20 protein-coding genes, 1 tRNA gene and 2 rRNA genes (1 of these 23 cut by a window edge) are annotated in these 18,216 nt (G+C 62.0%); 11 read left to right on the top strand and 12 right to left on the bottom strand.

The genetic code is table 11. The features are described from left to right. The 4 genes from ACYU81_RS07165 to ACYU81_RS07150 all read left to right on the top strand — a co-directional run. Positions 1-709, top strand: a 23S ribosomal RNA gene (locus tag ACYU81_RS07165) (it extends 2,105 nt beyond the left edge of the window). Between the two features lie 133 nt (positions 710-842). Further along, positions 843-957: ribosomal RNA gene (gene rrf, locus ACYU81_RS07160) — 5S ribosomal RNA — on the top strand. A gap of 85 nt (positions 958-1,042) precedes the next feature. Then, positions 1,043-1,119: transfer RNA gene (locus ACYU81_RS07155), tRNA-Met, on the top strand. Positions 1,120-1,369: 250 nt separating this feature from the next. Further along, positions 1,370-2,281, top strand: coding sequence for an oxidoreductase (locus ACYU81_RS07150; protein ID WP_460987017.1), 912 nt, complete (start codon positions 1,370-1,372; stop codon positions 2,279-2,281). 22 nt (positions 2,282-2,303) lie between these two features. On the opposite strand, the gene pgeF is transcribed toward ACYU81_RS07150, so the two are convergent. Beyond that, complete coding sequence (gene pgeF / locus ACYU81_RS07145) at positions 2,304-3,062, bottom strand: peptidoglycan editing factor PgeF (protein ID WP_460987016.1); 759 nt, start codon at positions 3,060-3,062, stop codon at positions 2,304-2,306. 140 nt (positions 3,063-3,202) lie between these two features. Between pgeF and ACYU81_RS07140 the strand changes: the two genes are divergently transcribed. Further along, positions 3,203-4,819, top strand: a complete 1,617-nt coding sequence (locus tag ACYU81_RS07140) for an amino acid permease (RefSeq protein WP_460987015.1) — start codon at positions 3,203-3,205, stop codon at positions 4,817-4,819. A 40-nt stretch (positions 4,820-4,859) separates the two neighbouring features. On the opposite strand, the gene ACYU81_RS07135 is transcribed toward ACYU81_RS07140, so the two are convergent. Continuing rightward, positions 4,860-6,137: a multidrug effflux MFS transporter gene (locus ACYU81_RS07135; RefSeq protein WP_460987014.1), complete on the bottom strand. Its 1,278-nt coding sequence runs from the start codon at positions 6,135-6,137 to the stop codon at positions 4,860-4,862. Between the two features lie 198 nt (positions 6,138-6,335). Here ACYU81_RS07135 and ACYU81_RS07130 point away from each other — a divergent pair, with 198 nt between their 5' ends. Further along, positions 6,336-6,632 carry an SEL1-like repeat protein gene (locus ACYU81_RS07130; RefSeq protein ID WP_460987013.1) on the top strand — a complete coding sequence of 99 codons (297 nt, stop codon included), beginning with the start codon at positions 6,336-6,338 and terminating at the stop codon, positions 6,630-6,632. A 3-nt stretch (positions 6,633-6,635) separates the two neighbouring features. On the opposite strand, the gene ACYU81_RS07125 is transcribed toward ACYU81_RS07130, so the two are convergent. Genes ACYU81_RS07125 through ACYU81_RS07105 form a run of 5 tightly spaced genes read right to left on the bottom strand, consistent with a single transcriptional unit; the run spans position 6,636 to position 9,877 of the window. Beyond that, a complete protein-coding gene (locus ACYU81_RS07125) occupies positions 6,636-7,799 on the bottom strand; it encodes a GNAT family N-acetyltransferase (RefSeq protein WP_460987012.1) in 1,164 nt (387 codons plus the stop codon). Further along, positions 7,762-8,487 carry a glycerophosphodiester phosphodiesterase family protein gene (locus ACYU81_RS07120; protein ID WP_460987011.1) on the bottom strand — a complete coding sequence of 242 codons (726 nt, stop codon included), beginning with the start codon at positions 8,485-8,487 and terminating at the stop codon, positions 7,762-7,764. Before ACYU81_RS07120 ends, ACYU81_RS07125 begins: the two co-directional genes overlap by 38 nt. Continuing rightward, the gene (locus tag ACYU81_RS07115; RefSeq protein ID WP_460987010.1) at positions 8,468-8,932 is read right to left on the bottom strand and encodes a RidA family protein; all 465 of its coding nucleotides are present in this window, start codon (positions 8,930-8,932) and stop codon (positions 8,468-8,470) included. Before ACYU81_RS07115 ends, ACYU81_RS07120 begins: the two co-directional genes overlap by 20 nt. Continuing rightward, positions 8,922-9,584 carry an HAD family hydrolase gene (locus ACYU81_RS07110; RefSeq protein ID WP_460987009.1) on the bottom strand — a complete coding sequence of 221 codons (663 nt, stop codon included), beginning with the start codon at positions 9,582-9,584 and terminating at the stop codon, positions 8,922-8,924. Before ACYU81_RS07110 ends, ACYU81_RS07115 begins: the two co-directional genes overlap by 11 nt. Continuing rightward, positions 9,581-9,877: a DUF3572 family protein gene (locus ACYU81_RS07105; protein ID WP_196224855.1), complete on the bottom strand. Its 297-nt coding sequence runs from the start codon at positions 9,875-9,877 to the stop codon at positions 9,581-9,583. Before ACYU81_RS07105 ends, ACYU81_RS07110 begins: the two co-directional genes overlap by 4 nt. Before the next feature lie 71 nt (positions 9,878-9,948). On the opposite strand from ACYU81_RS07105, the gene ACYU81_RS07100 reads away from it, so the two are divergent. Together ACYU81_RS07100 and ACYU81_RS07095 are read left to right on the top strand one after the other, a co-directional pair. Next, positions 9,949-10,311: a response regulator gene (locus ACYU81_RS07100; RefSeq protein ID WP_196224854.1), complete on the top strand. Its 363-nt coding sequence runs from the start codon at positions 9,949-9,951 to the stop codon at positions 10,309-10,311. A gap of 247 nt (positions 10,312-10,558) precedes the next feature. Next, entirely contained in the window at positions 10,559-12,427 is a 1,869-nt protein-coding gene (locus ACYU81_RS07095) for a PhoX family protein (protein WP_460987008.1), read from the top strand. Positions 12,428-12,623: 196 nt separating this feature from the next. Here the strand turns inward: ACYU81_RS07095 and rpmG are convergent, their stop codons facing one another. After that, a complete protein-coding gene (gene rpmG / locus ACYU81_RS07090) occupies positions 12,624-12,791 on the bottom strand; it encodes a 50S ribosomal protein L33 (protein ID WP_007687342.1) in 168 nt (55 codons plus the stop codon). A gap of 207 nt (positions 12,792-12,998) precedes the next feature. Here rpmG and ACYU81_RS07085 point away from each other — a divergent pair, with 207 nt between their 5' ends. The 3 genes from ACYU81_RS07085 (at position 12,999) to ACYU81_RS07075 (ending at position 14,539) form a co-directional block, all read left to right on the top strand. Next, positions 12,999-13,331, top strand: coding sequence for a hypothetical protein (locus ACYU81_RS07085; protein ID WP_460987007.1), 333 nt, complete (start codon positions 12,999-13,001; stop codon positions 13,329-13,331). Between the two features lie 15 nt (positions 13,332-13,346). Continuing rightward, positions 13,347-13,913: a TMEM165/GDT1 family protein gene (locus ACYU81_RS07080; protein ID WP_460987006.1), complete on the top strand. Its 567-nt coding sequence runs from the start codon at positions 13,347-13,349 to the stop codon at positions 13,911-13,913. Between the two features lie 134 nt (positions 13,914-14,047). After that, complete coding sequence (locus tag ACYU81_RS07075) at positions 14,048-14,539, top strand: Dps family protein (protein WP_460987005.1); 492 nt, start codon at positions 14,048-14,050, stop codon at positions 14,537-14,539. Between the two features lie 67 nt (positions 14,540-14,606). On the opposite strand, the gene ACYU81_RS07070 is transcribed toward ACYU81_RS07075, so the two are convergent. From ACYU81_RS07070 to ACYU81_RS07055, 4 genes are all read right to left on the bottom strand, one after another. Then, positions 14,607-15,077, bottom strand: coding sequence for a GreA/GreB family elongation factor (locus tag ACYU81_RS07070; protein ID WP_460987004.1), 471 nt, complete (start codon positions 15,075-15,077; stop codon positions 14,607-14,609). Between the two features lie 109 nt (positions 15,078-15,186). Further along, positions 15,187-17,013, bottom strand: coding sequence for a cobaltochelatase subunit CobT (cobT, locus tag ACYU81_RS07065; RefSeq protein WP_460987003.1), 1,827 nt, complete (start codon positions 17,011-17,013; stop codon positions 15,187-15,189). Continuing rightward, positions 17,013-17,798 carry a tyrosine-protein phosphatase gene (locus tag ACYU81_RS07060; RefSeq protein ID WP_460987002.1) on the bottom strand — a complete coding sequence of 262 codons (786 nt, stop codon included), beginning with the start codon at positions 17,796-17,798 and terminating at the stop codon, positions 17,013-17,015. Before ACYU81_RS07060 ends, cobT begins: the two co-directional genes overlap by 1 nt. Beyond that, positions 17,795-18,214, bottom strand: a complete 420-nt coding sequence (locus tag ACYU81_RS07055) for an OsmC family protein (protein ID WP_460987001.1) — start codon at positions 18,212-18,214, stop codon at positions 17,795-17,797. The genes ACYU81_RS07060 and ACYU81_RS07055 overlap by 4 nt, the downstream gene beginning before the upstream one ends. Between the last annotated feature and the right edge of the window lie 2 nt (positions 18,215-18,216).

Genomic DNA, 18,216 nt, shown 5'->3' with positions numbered 1-18,216 from the left:
CACCCTGTTGTTTTCTGATGTCTAACCTCGCACCGTTATCCGGTGCAGGGACCCTCTGTGGCGGGTAGTTTGACTGGGGCGGTCGCCTCCTAAAGAGTAACGGAGGCGCGCGATGGTGGGCTCAGGACGGTTGGAAACCGTCTGTTAGAGTGCAATGGCATAAGCCCGCCTGACTGCGAGACTGACAAGTCGAGCAGAGACGAAAGTCGGTCATAGTGATCCGGTGGTCCCTCGTGGAAGGGCCATCGCTCAACGGATAAAAGGTACGCCGGGGATAACAGGCTGATGATTCCCAAGAGCTCATATCGACGGAATCGTTTGGCACCTCGATGTCGGCTCATCACATCCTGGGGCTGGAGCAGGTCCCAAGGGTTTGGCTGTTCGCCAATTAAAGTGGTACGTGAGCTGGGTTCAGAACGTCGCGAGACAGTTTGGTCCCTATCTGCCGTGGGCGTCGAAATTTGAGAGGAGTTGACCCTAGTACGAGAGGACCGGGTTGAACATACCTCTGGTGTACCTGTCGTCCTGCCAAGGGCGCAGCAGGGTAGCTATGTATGGACGGGATAACCGCTGAAAGCATCTAAGCGGGAAGCCTCCCTCAAGATAAGATTTCTTCGAGCGGTCGTAGACCACGACCTTGATAGGCCGGATGTAGAAGTGTGGTAACATATGGAGCTAACCGGTCCTAATTGCTCTGATCGCGCCTGAGAGTCCCACCATCAATGACAATGCTGGAAACAGCGTCAGCCATTGAGCGTGGTGATCACCTCAAGCCAGATAACAAATACAAACACCAATACCGTGCATGGCATCGATTATAACCCAAAGCGCAAGCTTCATTGCTTGGTGACCATAGCGTCTGTGACCCACCCGATCCCATCCCGAACTCGGCCGTGAAACCAGACTGCGCCGATGGTACTGTGGCTCAAGCCCCGGAAGAGTAGGGCGTCGCCAGGCATTGAAGCTTGCGCTTTTGGAAATAAAAACCCATCACATGTTCACAAAAGGGCGGCCCATAAAGCCGCCCTTTTGCCTTTGGTGACGCGGGATGGAGCAGCCCGGTAGCTCGTCAGGCTCATAACCTGAAGGTCGCAGGTTCAAATCCTGCTCCCGCAACCAACAACGTACGATCTAAACCCCCAGCGTGAAATACGCCGGGGGGTTTTGTCGTTTATATGGCGCGCGACCACAAAGGGCGACAGAAGTTTTTCCAAACATCTCGAGCAATGCCGAAACGTCCAGCGCCTTCCTTAACTCGCGGTGCTGCTACGCCGACACCTCCATGCCATGCGCTAAGCTGATTAGCCTTGTCTTCTCACCCACGATTGGTGACTAAGGATCGATAAGGCGGAAAAAGCGGGAGACGGGAATGGGGTTCACCAATGAGCAGGTGTCGGGTCAGGACGGCCGCACGATCCTGGTCACCGGCGCTAACACCGGTATCGGCTTTGAGACCGCTAAGCTTTTGGCAGCGAAAGGCGCGCGGGTGCTGCTCGGCTGTCGCGACGCAGCTAGAGGCGCCGATGCAATGGCGCAGATTGCGGCCGCAACTCCAGGCGCGAAACTGGATCTCATTCTACTCGATCAGGCAGATCTGGAAAGCGTCCGAACCGCAGCCGAAAGGGTCGCCAGCGAACCCAGGCTCGACCTGTTGATCAACAATGCAGGCGTGATGATACCGCCCCTTACCCGCACGGCCCAAGGGTTCGAGCTTCAATTTGGCGTGAACCATTTGGGGACCTTCGCGCTGACGGCGCTTTTGTTGCCGAAGCTCGCTGAAACCGCCGGTTCGCGGGTGGTCGTTACGTCCAGCCTGGCACATCGTCAGGGGCGCATGCTGTGGGACGATTGGAACGCCGAGAAAGGCTATAGTCCCAACGTCTATTATGCCCAAAGCAAGCTGGCCAACCTGCTGTTCGCCCTTGAACTCGACCGAAGGCTACGGGCTGCGGCATCTCCGGTGAGCGCCATCGGCTGCCATCCCGGCGTTTCCCTGACCGAACTCATGCGCCATCTTCCCCGATGGACAAAACCGTTGCTGCCTATTGTGCGGCCTCTTTTCAATCCGGTGGCGGCGGCAGCGTGGCCGACTCTTCAGGCTGCTACCGATCCGAACGCGAAGGGTGGTGACTATTTCGGACCCCAGGGGCGATGGGAAATGCGCGGTGAGTCAGGACCTGCGCTGATCGACAAGCGCGCCAGCGGTACTGAGGATGCCCGGCGGCTTTGGGATCTTTCGATTGAGCTGACCGGGGTCGATCCACAACTGCCGGCCGACTGACCACCCGACGCAGGCTGCTGCATCAGCCGACGGCAATCATGGAAATCTGCCGTCCATAGCTCGGCTCGCCCAGATGGCAGGAACGGCGATAGCTGAAAAAGCGGTCGGGTTGGCTATAGGTGTCCTCATCCAGCATCTCGACCCGGCCGATCCCTGCCCGAGCCAAATGCGCCGCGACATAGGCCGCGATGTCGAACTGGCAATGGCCTTCGCGCCCAGCGGAGAAGAAGCGGCCATTTTCCACATCTTCTTCCTCGAAATTGCGGGCGAAATCGACTGTCACCTCATAAGAAGCGCGGCCGATACAGGGGCCGATCGCGGCGCTAATCCGCTCACGCCGGGCACCCAGTTTTTCCATCGCCGCCAGCGTGCTGTCCGTGACTCCCGACATGGCGCCTTTCCAACCCGCATGTGCCGCGCCCACCACCCCGGCTCCGGGGTCCGCGAGCAGCACCGGCACGCAATCGGCCGTCAATATGCCGAGGACAAGCCCGGGGCGATCCGTGACCATGGCATCCGCTGCGGGACGATCCGCCTCATCTATTGCGCCGGTGATGTTCACCACGTCCGGCGAATGGACCTGCCGCACGGTGACCAGCGCCGCGCCGGGCAGCAGCGCGTCCCTCGCCAGGTCGCGGTTGCGCAGGATCGCCTCTCGCTCATCCATTGAACCCAGGCCCACGTTCAAGCCAGCATGCACCCCGCCCGACACACCGCCACGACGCCCGGCAAAGCCATGCGGCACATCGTGCAGGCTGGCGGCGCGCAGCAGTTCGATCATCAGTAGCTCCCTTGGACAAATGTGCCGAAGTCGCGCAACATACTTGCGCGGGCCACAATAGGCGATAGTCTCTGCGTCAGATATAACGGGTCGGCTTCGCGGCCGATCGGGGACAAGATGACAGGCAAAGGGCTCCACGCATGATCTTCGGGCGCATCAAGCCATTGGACGCCATATTGGCGACCGCGGAAAAAAAGTCGCTCGTTCGGACATTGGGGCCGATACAGCTCACGCTTCTGGGTGTCGGTGCCATCATAGGGACCGGCATTTTCGTACTGACCGCCGCCGCCGCGCAAAAGGCCGGGCCGGGCATGATGTGGAGCTTCGTCATTGCCGGAGCAGTCTGCGCCTTCGCCGCGCTTTGCTATTCGGAACTGGCATCAATGGTGCCGGTGTCGGGCTCAGCCTATACCTATACCTATGCGGTGGTGGGCGAATTGCTCGCCTGGATGGTGGGTTGGGCGCTGATCCTGGAATACGCCGTGGCCGCCAGCGCCGTTTCGGTGGGCTGGTCCGGCTATTTCATGGGTTTGATGAAGAGCATGACGGGGCTGGAGCTACCCCACGCCCTGTCAGCAGGGCCTGGCTGGAGCTTCAACGGCTTCATCCCGCATGCCGATTTTTCGCATGGCGTCATCAACATTCCGGCCATCGTCGTCGCGCTGGCAGTGACCACCTTGCTCGTCATCGGCACCACGGAAAGCGCGCGGGTCAATGCGGTGCTGGTCGCGATCAAGGTCGCGGCGCTGACCGCCTTTATCGCGCTGACACTGCCCGCGCTGGACAAGGGCAATTTCTCCCCCTTCACGCCCAACGGGTGGTTCGGACCTCAGGGCACGAGCGGGATGGGCGTTGTTGGTGCGGCGGCCTCCATCTTCTTCGCCTATGTGGGCTTTGATGCCGTTTCGACCGCGGCGGAGGAAACCAAGAATCCACAGCGTAATGTCCCGATCGGCCTTATCGGCAGCCTCGCGATTTGCACCGTCTTCTATCTGCTGGTCGCTGCGGGCGCGATTGGTGCCATTGGCGCTCAGCCGGTCCTTGGTCTGGACGGTTCGATCGTGGCACCGGGATCGGTCGGTTTCGCTCAAGCCTGCGCGACCGCCGCCCGTGCGGGGGATCTGGTCTGTTCGAATGAGGCGCTCGCCCATGTTCTGCGCTCCATCAACTGGACCGTGGTCGGAAACGCGCTGGGCCTCGCGGCCAATCTCGCGCTCCCTTCGGTCATCCTGATGATGATGTTCGGCCAGACCCGCATCTTCTTCGTGATGGCGCGCGACGGGCTGTTGCCGGAAAAGCTTGCCAGCATCCATCCGCGTTTCAAGACGCCGCACATCGTAACCATGGTGACGGGCGTCTTTGTCGCCATCGCCGCGGCGCTGCTGCCGGTGGGTCAGTTGGCTGACATTTCCAATTCCGGCACGCTCTTTGCCTTCTTCATGGTGGCAATCGCCGTGCTGGTGCTGCGCGTACGCGATCCCAATCGTCCGCGCCCCTTCAGAACGCCCGCCATCTGGTTCATCGCGCCGATGGCGGCGTTCGGCTGTCTCTTCCTCTTCTTCAACCTGCCTGTGGATGCGCAGCTCGTGCTTCCGGTCTGGGGCGGAGTGGGGCTGCTGCTCTATTTCCTCTATGGGTATCGCAAGAGCCATGTCGCGCGAGGCCTCGTCGAGACGCATGAGCAGGATGCCGATGTCCCGCCGATGCCGGTGCCACCGATGCCCGGTGCGCATACGCCGGGCGGACGCGACGCCTGATCAACTGAGGAAAGCGGCGGCGTGATCGCCGCCTTTCTTTTTAGTGGACGGGGTCGAATTCCGGTTCTCGCAACGCACCATGATGCGGGCGGGTGAAGAGCTTCCCGCGTTCGGCGAACAGCACGATAAGAAGCGCCGCGATCCCGAACGCCAGCATAGCGATCGTCAGAGGTATGGTCGTCCCGTTGAACGCCCGCCCGACCACGCTACCCAAGGCACTGGACAGCGCCGTGGTCAGGAACGCCTGAAAGGAAGACGCCGCGCCCGCGCCCTTGGCAAAGGGCTCCATGGAAATCGCGCCGAAATTGGACGCGGTGAAAGCGACGGCCATCATCGTCGCCGACTGGAAGAACATGAAGGTGAACATGCTTTCCCGGCCGGATGCGATCACGACAAGATGGACGGCGCTCGTCGCGATCATGGACAGAACCGCACCTTGGCTCAGCCGCCGCGCGCCGAATCGCGATACAAGCCGGCTGTTCAGCAGGCTGCCTACCCCCATGCTGCCCGCCATGATCGCAAAAGCTATCGGGAAGAAAGACTGGGCATGAAACAGGTCGAAGAAAATCTGCTGTACCGAAAGGATGAAGCCGATGAGCCCGCTCATCACCACGCCGCTCGCCAGCATATAGCCTGCCGAACTGCGATTGGTGAGCACCACCGCCATGGTGCGAAAGATCGTTGATGGGTTCATCCGCAGCCTGTTTTCGGGCTTCAGCGTCTCGGGCATGCGTATGACCATCCAGATCAGGATAAGCGCCGCCTGAATAGCCAGGATCCAGAATATCCATCGCCATGGCGCGAACCAGAGGATCGCCTGCCCAAAACTGGGCGCCATCACGGGTATCAACATGAATACGGCGAGGATCAGCGACATGACTCTCGCCATCGCGTCTCCCTTAAACCGGTCGCGGATGATGCCCACGGCGATCACCCGGCTCGCTCCGGCGAAAAAGCCTGCAGACGCCCGGCCCAACAGCATGAGAGGAAAGCTTTGCGCCACCGCGCAGCCGATGGTCGATACAATGAACAGCGCCAGCGCGCTGCCCATCACGGGTTTGCGGCCGAAGCGATCCGACAAAATCCCGAACAGCAGCGATCCCACGCCCAGCCCCAGAAAATAGACGCTGATGATCAACTGCCGGTCATTGGCATTTGCCACCGCCAGATCGTGCCCGATCGCGGGCAGGGCAGGCAGCATCGGGTCGGTCGACAGCGCGTTCATTGCCATCAGGCAAGCGCTCAGCACCACGAATTCGCGAAAGCCGATGTCTTTCTTTGGTTGTCCGATGGCGACCGGGGGAGAAGGGTTGGTCATGGCGCGGCTATGGGATCAATCCGGCTGCTATGCCAGCTTAACATCACGCAACCCGCCGCATTAACCTTGTACCATCCAGGACTTTCGGGCGCTGATGCATAAACCCTCAAATCCGCGTTAACCATTTTTTATCCCATGCCGGTGCACCGTGGTGGCTGTTGAAATCCATTATCTCGAAATCCACAGGGGGATTCGGTCGTGGCAAACAGTTTGAAAAGTGCTCAGTTTCTGATGGAAAGCCGCCTGCCAGTGGCGGGCTGGGAATCGGCGGAGGCCTGTTTCGATCTGGGCGTCGCCTATAGCTGCGGAACCGGCGGTAAGTCAGTCGATCTGATCGAAGCGCATAAATGGTTCAACCTCGCCGCGCTGCGTGGCAATGAGGAAGGGCAGGTGATGCGCGCCGAGATAGCCGAAGAAATGACGGCTCGCGAAATCGCCGAGGCGCAGCGTCAGGCGCGCGCCTGGATTGCCGCAAACCAGCTGCGCGCCGCCTGATAGTCAGCCCTGCTTGCGGAACGGCGCCCGTTCGCTAAGCCAGATCCGGTCCTGTTGCACGCCTGCGCGTTCGGCGGCGAGAAATTCGGCGACGGCCCGGCGGAACGAAGCGTTGGGCAGGAAATGGGCGGAATAAGTGGGCTCGGGTCCATATCCCCGCGCCAGCTTGTGGCCCCCTTGCGCTCCGGCCTCGACCCGGGACAGCCCAAGCGTGATGGCGACCTCGATCGCCTGATAATAGCATAGCTCGAAATGCAGGTTGGGGACGTCCTCGGCGCAACCCCAATAGCGGCCATAGAGCGCCTCCTCACCAATCAGGTTGAGCGCTCCCGCAATTGGCCTGCCGTGACGCTGCGCCAGTATCAGCAGCACCCGATCCGCCATATTTTCCCCCAGCATCGAGAAAAAGGCTCGCGTCAGATAGGGCCGCCCCCATTTGCGCGATCCGGTATCCTGATAAAAATGCCAGAAGGCGTCCCAGTGCGATTCCTTGAGGTCGCGGCCGGTCAGGTGAACGATCTCCAGACCCTCGACGGCACGCGCTCGTTCCTTGCGGATATTTTTGCGCTTGGCGCTCGAAAGGCTGCTCAGAAAATCGTCGAAGTCGCGATAGCCGCGATTGATCCAGTGGAACTGGCTGTCTTCGCGGATCAGCCAGCCCGCCGCTTCGAACAACGGCACCTGCGCTGGTTCGACGAAGGTTGCGTGGGCGGATGACAGGTCGTTGCTCTCGACAAGGCTTTCGATCCCCGCGATCAAGGCTGGGGCCAGCGTCGGTTCCCGCAACAGCAATCGCGGCCCCGGAACAGGAGAAAAGGGCGCAGCGAGCTGAATCTTGGGATAATATTGGCCTCCCGCGCGCTCCCACGCTTCGGCCCAGCCATGGTCGAACACATATTCGCCCTGGCTATGGGTCTTGCCGTAAAGAGGCGCAGCGGCTGCGATCTGCCCGTCGGCACCATCGATCAGCATCGGCAAGGGCTGCCACCCGGCTCCCGGACCAACGCTGCCCGATCGTTCCAGCGCGGCCAGAAAATCCCAGCTCATGAAGGGGTTGGCCGTCCCCGCGCAGGCGTCCCATTGATCGCGTGGCAGTTCCGCAACCCCGCCAGCTACCCGCACGAGGCATTCAGTCACGCAGGACCTCGAATATGATCTGGTCCGCATGCGCCGCAGCGGCAGCATGTTCGGCCTCCGTGCGAACCGTCCAGGTCAGCACGACCAGCCCGCGCTCACGCGCCCGCGCTGCGAAACGGGAAGGAAAGTCACGAACATCACAGGCGATAAAATCGGGTCTCGTCACCCAAAGTGCAAGACCGCGCCGGGCGACGCCGCGCCATCCCGTGTCACCTTGCTCCGTCACCACGAGGCCCCGTGCCGCCTGTGGCATGTGCCGGGCAAACCAGCGCATCGCGACGGGGTTGAAGGACATGACGGCAGCCAGAGCATGCGGATGCTTTGCCAGATCGCGAGCGACTGCGGCACAAAGCGGCGCGACATGGCGACCGTTGACCTTCAATTCAATCAGCAGCGGGACCGTTTGCCCGCATGCCTGCAACAGCGTCTCCAGCCGTGGAATGCCGCCGCCGTCCGCCAGTCTCATCTGCTCAAGGTGGTCGGCCCGATGGTCCGACAGCAACCCCTCGGCACCAGTCATGCGCAAGAGGGCGGCGTCGTGAAAAACCATCGCGACGCCATCCCCGCTCAGCCGGACATCGCATTCGATGCCATAGCCTTGCGCAATGGCCGCGCGAAAAGCGGCCATGCCATTTTCGCTGATGCCCGCCCCATGCAGCCCGCGATGGGCGAAGGGGCGGGCGGTCAGGAAGGAAAGATCAGGCCGCAGGCCGGACAAGGACGACCGCGTCGATCTCAACCACGGCGCCCAGCGGCAGCACCGGCACGCCTACCGCGCTGCGGGCGTGCTTGCCTGCCTCGCCGAAGACCTCAACCATCAGTTCCGACGCGCCATTGGCCACCTTGGGCTGATCGGTGAAGCTCGGGGCGCTGCTGATGAAAGCGCCCAGCTTCACAATCCGCTCAACCCGGTCCAGGCTGCCCAGCGCCGCCTTGATCTGGGCAATGAGGTTAAGGCCGCAGGCCCGCGCTGCCTTGACGCCATAATCAAGGTCGCGATCTTCGCCCAGACGGCCCGTCATCAGCTGTCCTTCGGAAAGCGAAATCTGGCCGGAAATATGCAGCAGGCCGTTGGCCTCGACAGCCGCCACATAGGCGGCCACCGGCGCGGCGGCTGCGGGCAGGGTGATGCCAAGTTCGGTAAGGCGGGCTTCAACGCTCATTTGGGACTCCATCCGGGTTATCAATGTTTAAAGGTGCGGGACCGTCGGCAAGCCGATCGGCGATCCACCTCTCCGCCGTTGCCCAGTCGTCTATCCGGGCGTGGGCATAGGGGGCGGCATCGACATCAGCCGAAATTTCAGGTTCGCCCACCATATGCAGTCTCCACACGCCCGGCGCATGCTCGGTCACGGATTCATGATGCTCGGCCAGGTCGTCGATGAACAGCGCGGCCGACGGCCGCCGTTCGGCGACGATCGCGGCCAGCGGCGCGCCCTTGGGTCCATGGTTCCAATGCACCGGGAAATCGAGTCCATGCGCCGCCAGCTGCTCCACGCGCTGCTGATGATGCCGCTCCCCGATATTGGTGAGCACGACGATATCGGCCATGTGCGACAGCCTGCCCATCGCTTCGACGGCCCCGGCGATCGGCATCTGGCGGTGCATCTCGGTATCGAAGAAGCCCACCAGCAGCTGCCAGACCAGTTCGCGCTCCAGCGGGATGCCGCTGTCCTTGTGGCGCAGCGCCTCGGCAAAGCCACGCTCGCGCATATCGAAATGCACGGCATGATGCTCGTCCAGCCATTCGCGGAAGGGGACGACCATGTGCAGCAGCACCTCGTCGCAATCCGTGATGATCAGGGGGCGGCTCATCGGCCCAGCGCCCGCCGCGCCGCGATCAACGCCTCTGCTTTGGTATCAAGCGCCTCGGCACAGGCGATCAAATCCGGCTCGTGATCGGCCAGAAAATCCAGCACCGCCCGCAACACCGAAGGATTATTTACGCCAGCGCGCAACGCGTCCGCGTCCAGTCCGGTAAGCGCCAGCAGCCGGTCCGCCCGCTGCTCATCGCCCAGCGTCCAGGCAAGCGCCATCAGGGCCAGCGTCAGGGCCTCTTCGCCATCGGCCGGGCCAAGTTGCTTGCTATCGGGGCTGTCGGAACGCATGATTGATTCTCGGCAAGGGGCAATTGTATCAGCGCGCTTTTACAATGCGCATCATTTAACGCGGGTGACTGGTGGCAAAGCGCGTGCTCGTTGTCGAGGACAACGAACTCAATCTCAAACTTTTTTGCGACCTTCTGCGCGCGCATGGCCATGAAGTGCTGCCGTTGCGGGATGGGCGCGACGTCGTTTCGCAAGCGCTGGAGTTCCGCCCGGACCTGGTGATCACTGACATTCACTTGCCCCATGTCAGTGGCCTCGACCTGATTGTCTCGTTGAAGCGCGATCCGCGTTTGGCATCCGTCCCGATCATGGCCGTGACCGCCTATGCCGGAAAGGGCGACGAGGACCGGATTCGCGGCGCGGGGGCGCAGGCTTATGTGTCAAAGCCCATTTCGGTGCTGCGCTTTGTCGAGCAGGTGAATGCCCTGCTGTAACGGCTAGAGCATCGTGCGCAAAAGTGGGAACCGGTTTTGCGTCTACAACGATGCGAAAACAAAACTAGAGCGCGCGACCTGCGTCCAATTAAGCGCAGCGCGCTCTATCGGTGATCGTCATCAGACCGTCATCGGTCTTTCATGCCCATGTCCCTGAAATGAAGCGCTGATTTCACGCAGCGCTGCCAAGCCCCGGCCCAGGGACGCGGCATTCCGCCGACAGTCCGATCTGGAACAGGGGTAATTCATGTCTCACCTTACCGACGAGGCGCGCGCGCCTTTTCGCGATGCGGAACCCAGGATCGACGTAGGCAACGACTGCCTTGAAGCCATCGTCGCCGCCAATCCCGGCCGCCGGTCCGTGCTGAAGAATGGATTGCTGGGTCTTTCCATTCTGCCGATGCTCGGCACGCTTGCGGCCTGCGGCGATGATGATGAGTCCGGTTTCCCAACCCCGACGCCTGGCCCCACGCCTACTCCGACGCCCACGCCCAACTATGCGATCGCCTTTGCCCCTGTTGCCGCCAATCAGAATGATACGGTCACGGTCCCGGCTGGCTACACCGTCGATATCCTGCTGAAAGCAGGCGACTCCGTTGAAGCTGGCACCCCCTATTCGGGCAGCTTCCCGACGCCAGCCGACGCCGAAAAATGGGCGGGCGGCAACCATGACGGGATGGAATATTTCGCGCTGTCGGGCACCGACGCCAACAGTGGCGGACTGATCGCGATCAATCATGAGTTGCCCGACTTCAACATCCTTTTCACAGGCAGCTACAATGCCGCCACTGCCACCGCTGACCAGAAAGCGTTGGCGCTTTCGGCAGTCGGCATCTCGGTCGTGGAAGTCGCCAAGGGTAGCGATGGCAAATGGACGGTGAAGGCAGGCTCGCGCTTCAACAAGCGCTACACCGGCAACAGCAGCTATCGCGCGGGCGGACCCGCAGCGGGCCAATTGTCCGGCACGATCAAGGGCATGCTCAACAACTGCTCGTCCGGCCGCACCCCCTGGGGCACTTATCTGACCTGCGAAGAAACTACGGACAATTATCTCGACCCGACGCAGCCTGCGCAAAATTACGGCTGGGTGGTTGAAATCGACCCCTATCAGGAACTGGCCGATCCGACGAAGCGCACCGCCATGGGCCGGTTCGACCATGAAAATGTCGCGCATATGGCCGACAGCAACAACCGCGTTGCCTTTTACATGGGTGACGACAGCACGCCGGGCTGCATCTACAAATTCGTGCCCGATCGCGCTTTCAGCACATCCAACCGTGCCGCCAATACCGGCATGCTGGATTATGGCACGCTCTACGTAGCCCGCTTCAACGCCGACGGCACGGGCGAATGGCGCGCATTGGTGCAGGGGCAGAACGGCCTGCTGCCCGGCGCTTCGGACCCCGGCAACATCAGCCAGAGCACGACGCCGCCCACGCCCGTCATCGTCAACTTCAACAGCCAGGCGGACGTGCTGATCAACACCAAGTCGGCCGCGCGCGTCGCGGGCGGCACCGTGATGGATCGTCCGGAATGGCTGACCGTCGCGCCGGACAACAGCGCCATCTATTGCACGCTGACCAACAATAGCGGCCGCCAGGTCACCGACGCGGCCAATCCGCGCACGCGCAACCTCCACGGTCACATCATCAAGTTCAAGGAGAAGGACAATTCGCCGCTGGCGACGACCTTCACCTGGGAAATCTTCCTGCTGGCGGGTGATCCCGGCCTGGCCTCCGGCGGGGCCAATCTGGTCGGCAATATCAATGGAGACACCTTCTCCAGCCCTGACGGCATCCGCATCGATCCGCAGGGTCGCCTCTGGGTGCAGACGGACCACAGCGTGCCCGGCAATTCGGGCGTGACCGGCACGACCATCGATCAGGCCTTTGGCCACAACGCGATGTTCTATGTCGATCAGACCAGCAAGCAGTCCAAGCGTTTCCTGGTCGGCCCCGCTGGCTGTGAGATCACCGGCATCGCCTACACGCCGGACCTCAAGACCTTCTTCGTCAACATCCAGCATCCCACGGGTGATTGGCCGGTCGCCGGGCAGCAGCCGCGCTCATCAACCATCGTCGTGACGCGCACCGACGGTCAGCCAGTCGGCAACTGATGGGTGGGAGGGCTTTTCGCCCTCCTCCGTTTGCTTCGAGCGAGGTCGAGAAGCCTCTCACACCGCTTCTCGGCAAGCTCGAAGCGAACGAAAAGCACAGTTTCAATGACACAAGGAAAGGCCCGCTCCCTGACAGGGGCGGGCCTTTTCCATCGAAGCCATCAAATGGATCGAAGCGACCGAAGCCGCCTTCAGATCACTTGATCTTGGCTTCCTTGAACTCGACATGCTTGCGCACGACCGGGTCATACTTACGGAAGCTCAGCTTCTCGGTCTTCGTGCGCGGGTTCTTCTTGGTAACATAGAAGAAACCGGTGTCAGCCGAGCTGACGAGGCGAATCTTGACGGTTGCTGGCTTGGCCATGGCCCTGGTTCCTGGTCGTGAATATCGTGAAAAAGAGAAGCGGCCCCGTGAAGGGCCGCCCCGTTTCAGCAGCCGCCCATGAGGGAGATTCGGGATAATGTCAAGACGCGCGTGGCGGCTGAACGGGCCGCGTGCTAGACTTTACGCGGCCTTAACAGGTTCCGATGCATCTTGTCATCGGAGCGACAGGACAGGGGGATGCTTCCCATGCGACATGATCCGATGCTGGCCATTCTTGCAGACATGCTGCGTCGCGTCGACGGCCTTGCCGGGCAGCGCGGGCAGGTGAGCCTGCTGCGATTGAGCGATGAAGTTGACCAGATTCGCCATGTCGCCCGCGCCTATCATCTCGATAGCGTCGAAGGGCTGGCGGACACGCTGCAATCCGCGCTGTCGTTGCAAGGCACGGGGCCGGTCATATTGTCCTACCTCGACCTGATGCGGGATGCCATCGCGGCGGAAATGTCCGATGCGCAGGTGATACCGATCCTCATGGCAGCGAAACCGGCAGCAACCGCCGGAACGCCGCTTGCCTGCTGACGACCGCCCCTGCCGATGGATGCATTGCTGACCGCGCTGCTCGGATGCTTCCTGGCTGAGATTGGCGACAAGAATCAATTACTGGTGCTGGCGCTGGCGACGCGTTTCAGCCGCGATGGCGCGATCATTGCGGGCATCATGCTGGCCGCCGCCGCCAATGCGGCGATCGCCGCCGTCGCGGGCGCGTTTCTGGCGCCAATGCTGGGCTCTGATGCGCGGCTGCTGTTTCTTGCCCTGGCCGTGCTGTTTTTGGGCATAGGCCTTCTTTGGCGAGTGAAAGCCCCCGATCCTCTCGCGGAATGGCCGACGGGGCCTTTCCTCACCACGGCGCTGGGGTTGTTCATCCTTGGCTTTGGCGATGGCTCTCAATTCCTGATCCTGGGCATCGCGACGCGGACGGCAGAACCGCTGCTGGCCGGAATTGGCGGCGCACTCGGTGTGACGGCGGCGCTCGTTCCGGTCGTCTTGCTCCGCGACCGCATCTTGCCTGCGAAGCCCGTCAGGGCGATCCGCCTGACCGCCGCTGCACTGATGCTGATCATCGCCTTAATGCTGGGCGTGACCGCCATGGGGCTGGTGTAGACGCCTCTCATTGATCGACGGAATGGATCAGTCTGAGCGATGATTTCGTCGGGTAATTCCGGCCCTGAGATGGCACCTTATCGCCATCAGATCATTATACCCCCGAAATCATTTTCACGAGCCAGGAGCAAGACATGACAGCCCCCGACCTCAAGACACCCACCGACCTGCGCAGCAATGCGACTAAGTCTGTGGCCGAAGCACTGAACGGCGTGCTCGCGGACAGCTATGCGCTGTATTTCAAGACCAAGAATTTCCACTGGCATGTGTCGGGACCGCATTTCCGCGACTATCATCTGATGTTCGATGAGCAGGCCGCACAGATTCTGGCGGTAACCGATGCCATTGCCGAACGCGTGCGCAAGACCGGCAACACCACCCTGCGGTCGATCGGCGACATTGGCCGCCACCAGTCGATCAAGGATAATGACGCCGAATATGTCAGCCCCGCCGACATGTTGAACGAACTGCGCGAGGATAATCTTCGCCTCGTCGAATCGCTACGGGCCGCCAAGTCCGCCGCTACCGAAGCGGGTGACAACGCGACCGAAGGCATTGTCGATGACTGGACCGACCAGGCCGAAGAGCGCGCCTGGTTCCTCTTCGAAGCTGGCCGCAACGGCTGACACATAAAAAGGCCCTCCAGCATAAAACTGGAGGGCTTTTCTATTGCAAGACATTGGATGACCGTCGCTATTCTCCGTCGATCGTTTCGATGGCCATGATGGTGATCGCGCCCGGCTTGCCAGCGAAATCGATTGTCTCATCCACTTCCGCATCCATCATCGCGCGCGCAAGCGGTGCGGTGAAGGCGATCCGCCCCTCCGCCGGTGCTGCCTCATCGTCGCCGACAATATCAATCTGCTTTTCCGCGCCATTGAGCCGGTAAGTTACGCGCGAACCAAAGGTCACCGCGCCCCCCGCCGCCGCAGGCTGAAGATGCGCCGTTGCCAGCCGCGTGCGCCAGTAGCGCAACTCGCGCTTATGCTTCTTCGCATCCTCTTCAGCCATGGCCGCCGCATCAATCGCTTCCAGCGCCTCGACCTTCTCGCGCGTCAGCCGCAGCCCGCGCGTCGTTACCCAATTGGGGCCAGGTGGAATCGGAATCTCGAACGTCGGCTCCAGATGCTCCTCGTCGCTCTCGCGGCGAAAGGCGACACTCATGGCACACTCCTCAACAAACGCCTGCCCACCCCTGTCCCAAGGTCGAGATCGTCGATCTTCTTTTCAAGGGAAGGCCGGGCTCAGATGGCCAAGCCGGGACAGTCTCGGCCTAATCTTCGTCGAACAGCCCGGCCAGCTGCTCCACCATCGTCCCACCGAGTTGTTCGGCATCCATGATGGTGACGGCCCGCCGATAATAGCGGGTGACGTCATGACCGATGCCGATCGCCACCAGCTGCACGGGCGACCGGTTCTCGATCCACTCGATCACCTGACGCAGATGGCGCTCCAGATAGGTGCCGCTGTTCACCGACAGGGTGGAGTCATCGACCGGAGCACCGTCGGAAATCACCATCAGGATACGGCGTTCCTCATTGCGCGCAATCAGACGCTGATGCGCCCAAAGCAGCGCCTCGCCGTCGATATTCTCCTTCAGCAGCCCCTCGCGCATCATCAGGCCCAGATTCCGCCGCGCCCGACGCCACGGCTCGTCCGCCTTTTTGTAGATGATGTGCCGCAGGTCGTTGAGACGCCCCGGCATCGGTGGCCGTCCGGCGGCCAGCCAGGCTTCCCGGCTCTGCCCACCCTTCCAGGCGCGCGTCGTGAAGCCCAATATCTCCGTCTTGACGCCACAGCGCTCCAGCGTGCGCGCCATGATGTCGGCGCTGATCGCCGCGATGCTGATCGGCCGCCCGCGCATCGAACCGCTATTGTCGATCAGCAGCGTGACCACCGTATCGCGAAACTCGGTATCCCGCTCGATCTTGTAGGAAAGCGACCGGGTGGGATCGATGACGATCCGCGCCAGCCGCGCGGCATCGAGCATCCCTTCCTCCTGATCGAAGTCCCATGACCGCGACTGCTGCGCCATCAACCGCCGTTGCAGCCGGTTGGCGAGTTTCGTCACCGCGCCCTGCAAGCTGACGAGCTGCTGGTCGAGGAAGCCGCGCAGGCGGTTCAGCTCATCCTCGTCGCACAGGTCCTCAGCGGTCACCACCTCGTCATGCGCGACCGTATAGGGCTTATAGTCGAAACCGGGTGGCAAGTCGGACATCGGCCGGTTGGGGCGGACGGGCATCATGCCCTCATCGCCCATGTCGTCGGCGCCTTCATCGCTGTCGGCGTCGAAATCGTCGCTATATTCGGTTTCGCCTTCCTCGGTGTCGCCGCCCTGATCCTCGGCGCGCGCCTCGGCGTTCATGTCGCTGTCGCCAGCCTCCTCCTCGCCGGAGTCGCCTTCTTGCTGCTGTTCCTCTTCGTCCTCGCCTTCGTCCTGCGGCTCCTCCTCCTCGGTTTGAGGCGGCATATCGCTTTCAACGAGTTGCAGATGTTCGAGCATCGCCTGCGCCAGCTTCTGAAAGGCGCGCTGATCGTCGATGGCGAGGCCCAACGCATCGAGATCGGCGCCCGCCTTCTCCTCGATCCACGCATCGACCATCGCCATCCCGGTGATGGCATCCTTGGGGACGGGCTGGCCCGTCAATCGCTCGCGCACCTTCAACGCCAGCGCAGTCGAAAGCGGCACTTCATCGGCGGATCGCGCGCGGCGCAGCGGGTCCGACTTCAGCCGCAAGTCCAGCGCATGGTTGAGGTTTTCACGCACCCCTTCCATCGCCCGCGATCCAATCGCCTCCACCCGCGCCTGCTCGACCGCGTCATAGACCGCGCGCGCGGTCGCGTCGGCTGGCGCAGCGGCCGTATGCATGCGCAGATTATGGTGACGCAGGCGCAGCGCATTCGCGTCAGCGAACCCGCGAGCGAGCGCCACCTGATCGGGCGGCAGGTTCCGGCCCGGAGTCGGCACCTTGATCGCCTTGCCCGCCATGTGCGGCGCGTCGGCGGTGAAGCCCACCTCCACCTCCGCATCGCGGGCGATCGATCGGGCCGCGCCCGACAGCACGTCCTTGAAAGCATCCAGAGGCGACCGCTCCGCCATCAGTCGAGCAGCCTTTCGCGCAAGGTCCGGCGCGCAGCCTCGTCAATACCAAGCGATCCGGCCAGATAGCCCTCAATCCCGCCATGGGTCGCGTCCAGCTCTGCAAACAGACTGTCCAGATAAGCCACATCCACGGTCAGCACGGGTTCCAATGCCTCCGCGCGCGTCGACCATGCCCGCGCAACCAGCGAGTTGCGCTGGGTCAGCAGCCAATTCCAATCGGCATGCTCTTTGGTCAGCAGATAATCCTCGAGGATCGTCTCACGCGGCACGCCCAAAGCCGCCAGGATCAGCGCCGCGCCAACGCCGGTGCGGTCCTTGCCAGCTGAACAGTTGATAATGATCGGCAGGCGTCCGGCAGCAATTTGCGCGAACATCGCCCGATAGGATGCGGCGTGGTCCGCCGGAATGGCGCGATACAGCGCGATCATCGCGTCACGCATGTCCTGCGCGGTCGCATCCTTCCGCTTCAGCATATCGCCCAGAACGCCGCTGCTCTCGCTATAATCGCGGCAGAAATAATCGACCTCCGCCCCGTGCCAGATCGTGGGTTCGGCGCTGCGCTCATTGCCCCTGCGGAAATCGCAGATCGCCCGGATGCCGAGCGACCGCAGATGCGCGGCGTCCGCATCGCTCAGCAACGCCATCGTTCCAGACCGAAAAAGCGCGCCCCGACGAACCACACGCCCATCCGCCGTCGCATAGCCACCAAAGTCACGCAGGTTGAACGCGCGCTCCAACGGCAGGCGGCGCTGATCAGCGACCAGGGCGCTGGTTTCCGTCACGGCCGTTCACCCTCGCCAACTGGCGGCACGGCGATCGTCTCAATCCGCGTCTCGACTTCACTCATCAGCTTGTGAACCGGGCAGCGCGCGGCGACGCCGATCAGCGTGTCATGCTGCTCCTGCGACAACGGCCCGCTGAGCGCGATGCGCGTGGTCAGCCGGTAGATGCCGTCCCGTTCCTCACTCGCATCACGGATGACGCCGACATGGATGCCCTCGACCGGGATGCCCTTGCGCTGCGCATACCACAGCATCGTCATTGCCTTGCACGCACCCAATGCCGAATCATACAAGTCATGCGGATCAGGTCCGGCATCATGCCCGTCAGGCGGCGTCATATCGACGATCAGCTCATGGCCCCGGATGTTGACCCGGTGCGCGCTGCCATCCGGCGCGATGCGCTCTACGACTATCATTG

This window comes from Sphingobium sp. TomTYG75 (assembly GCF_054771635.1).
This window is presented reverse-complemented; position numbering and strand designations above follow the sequence as displayed.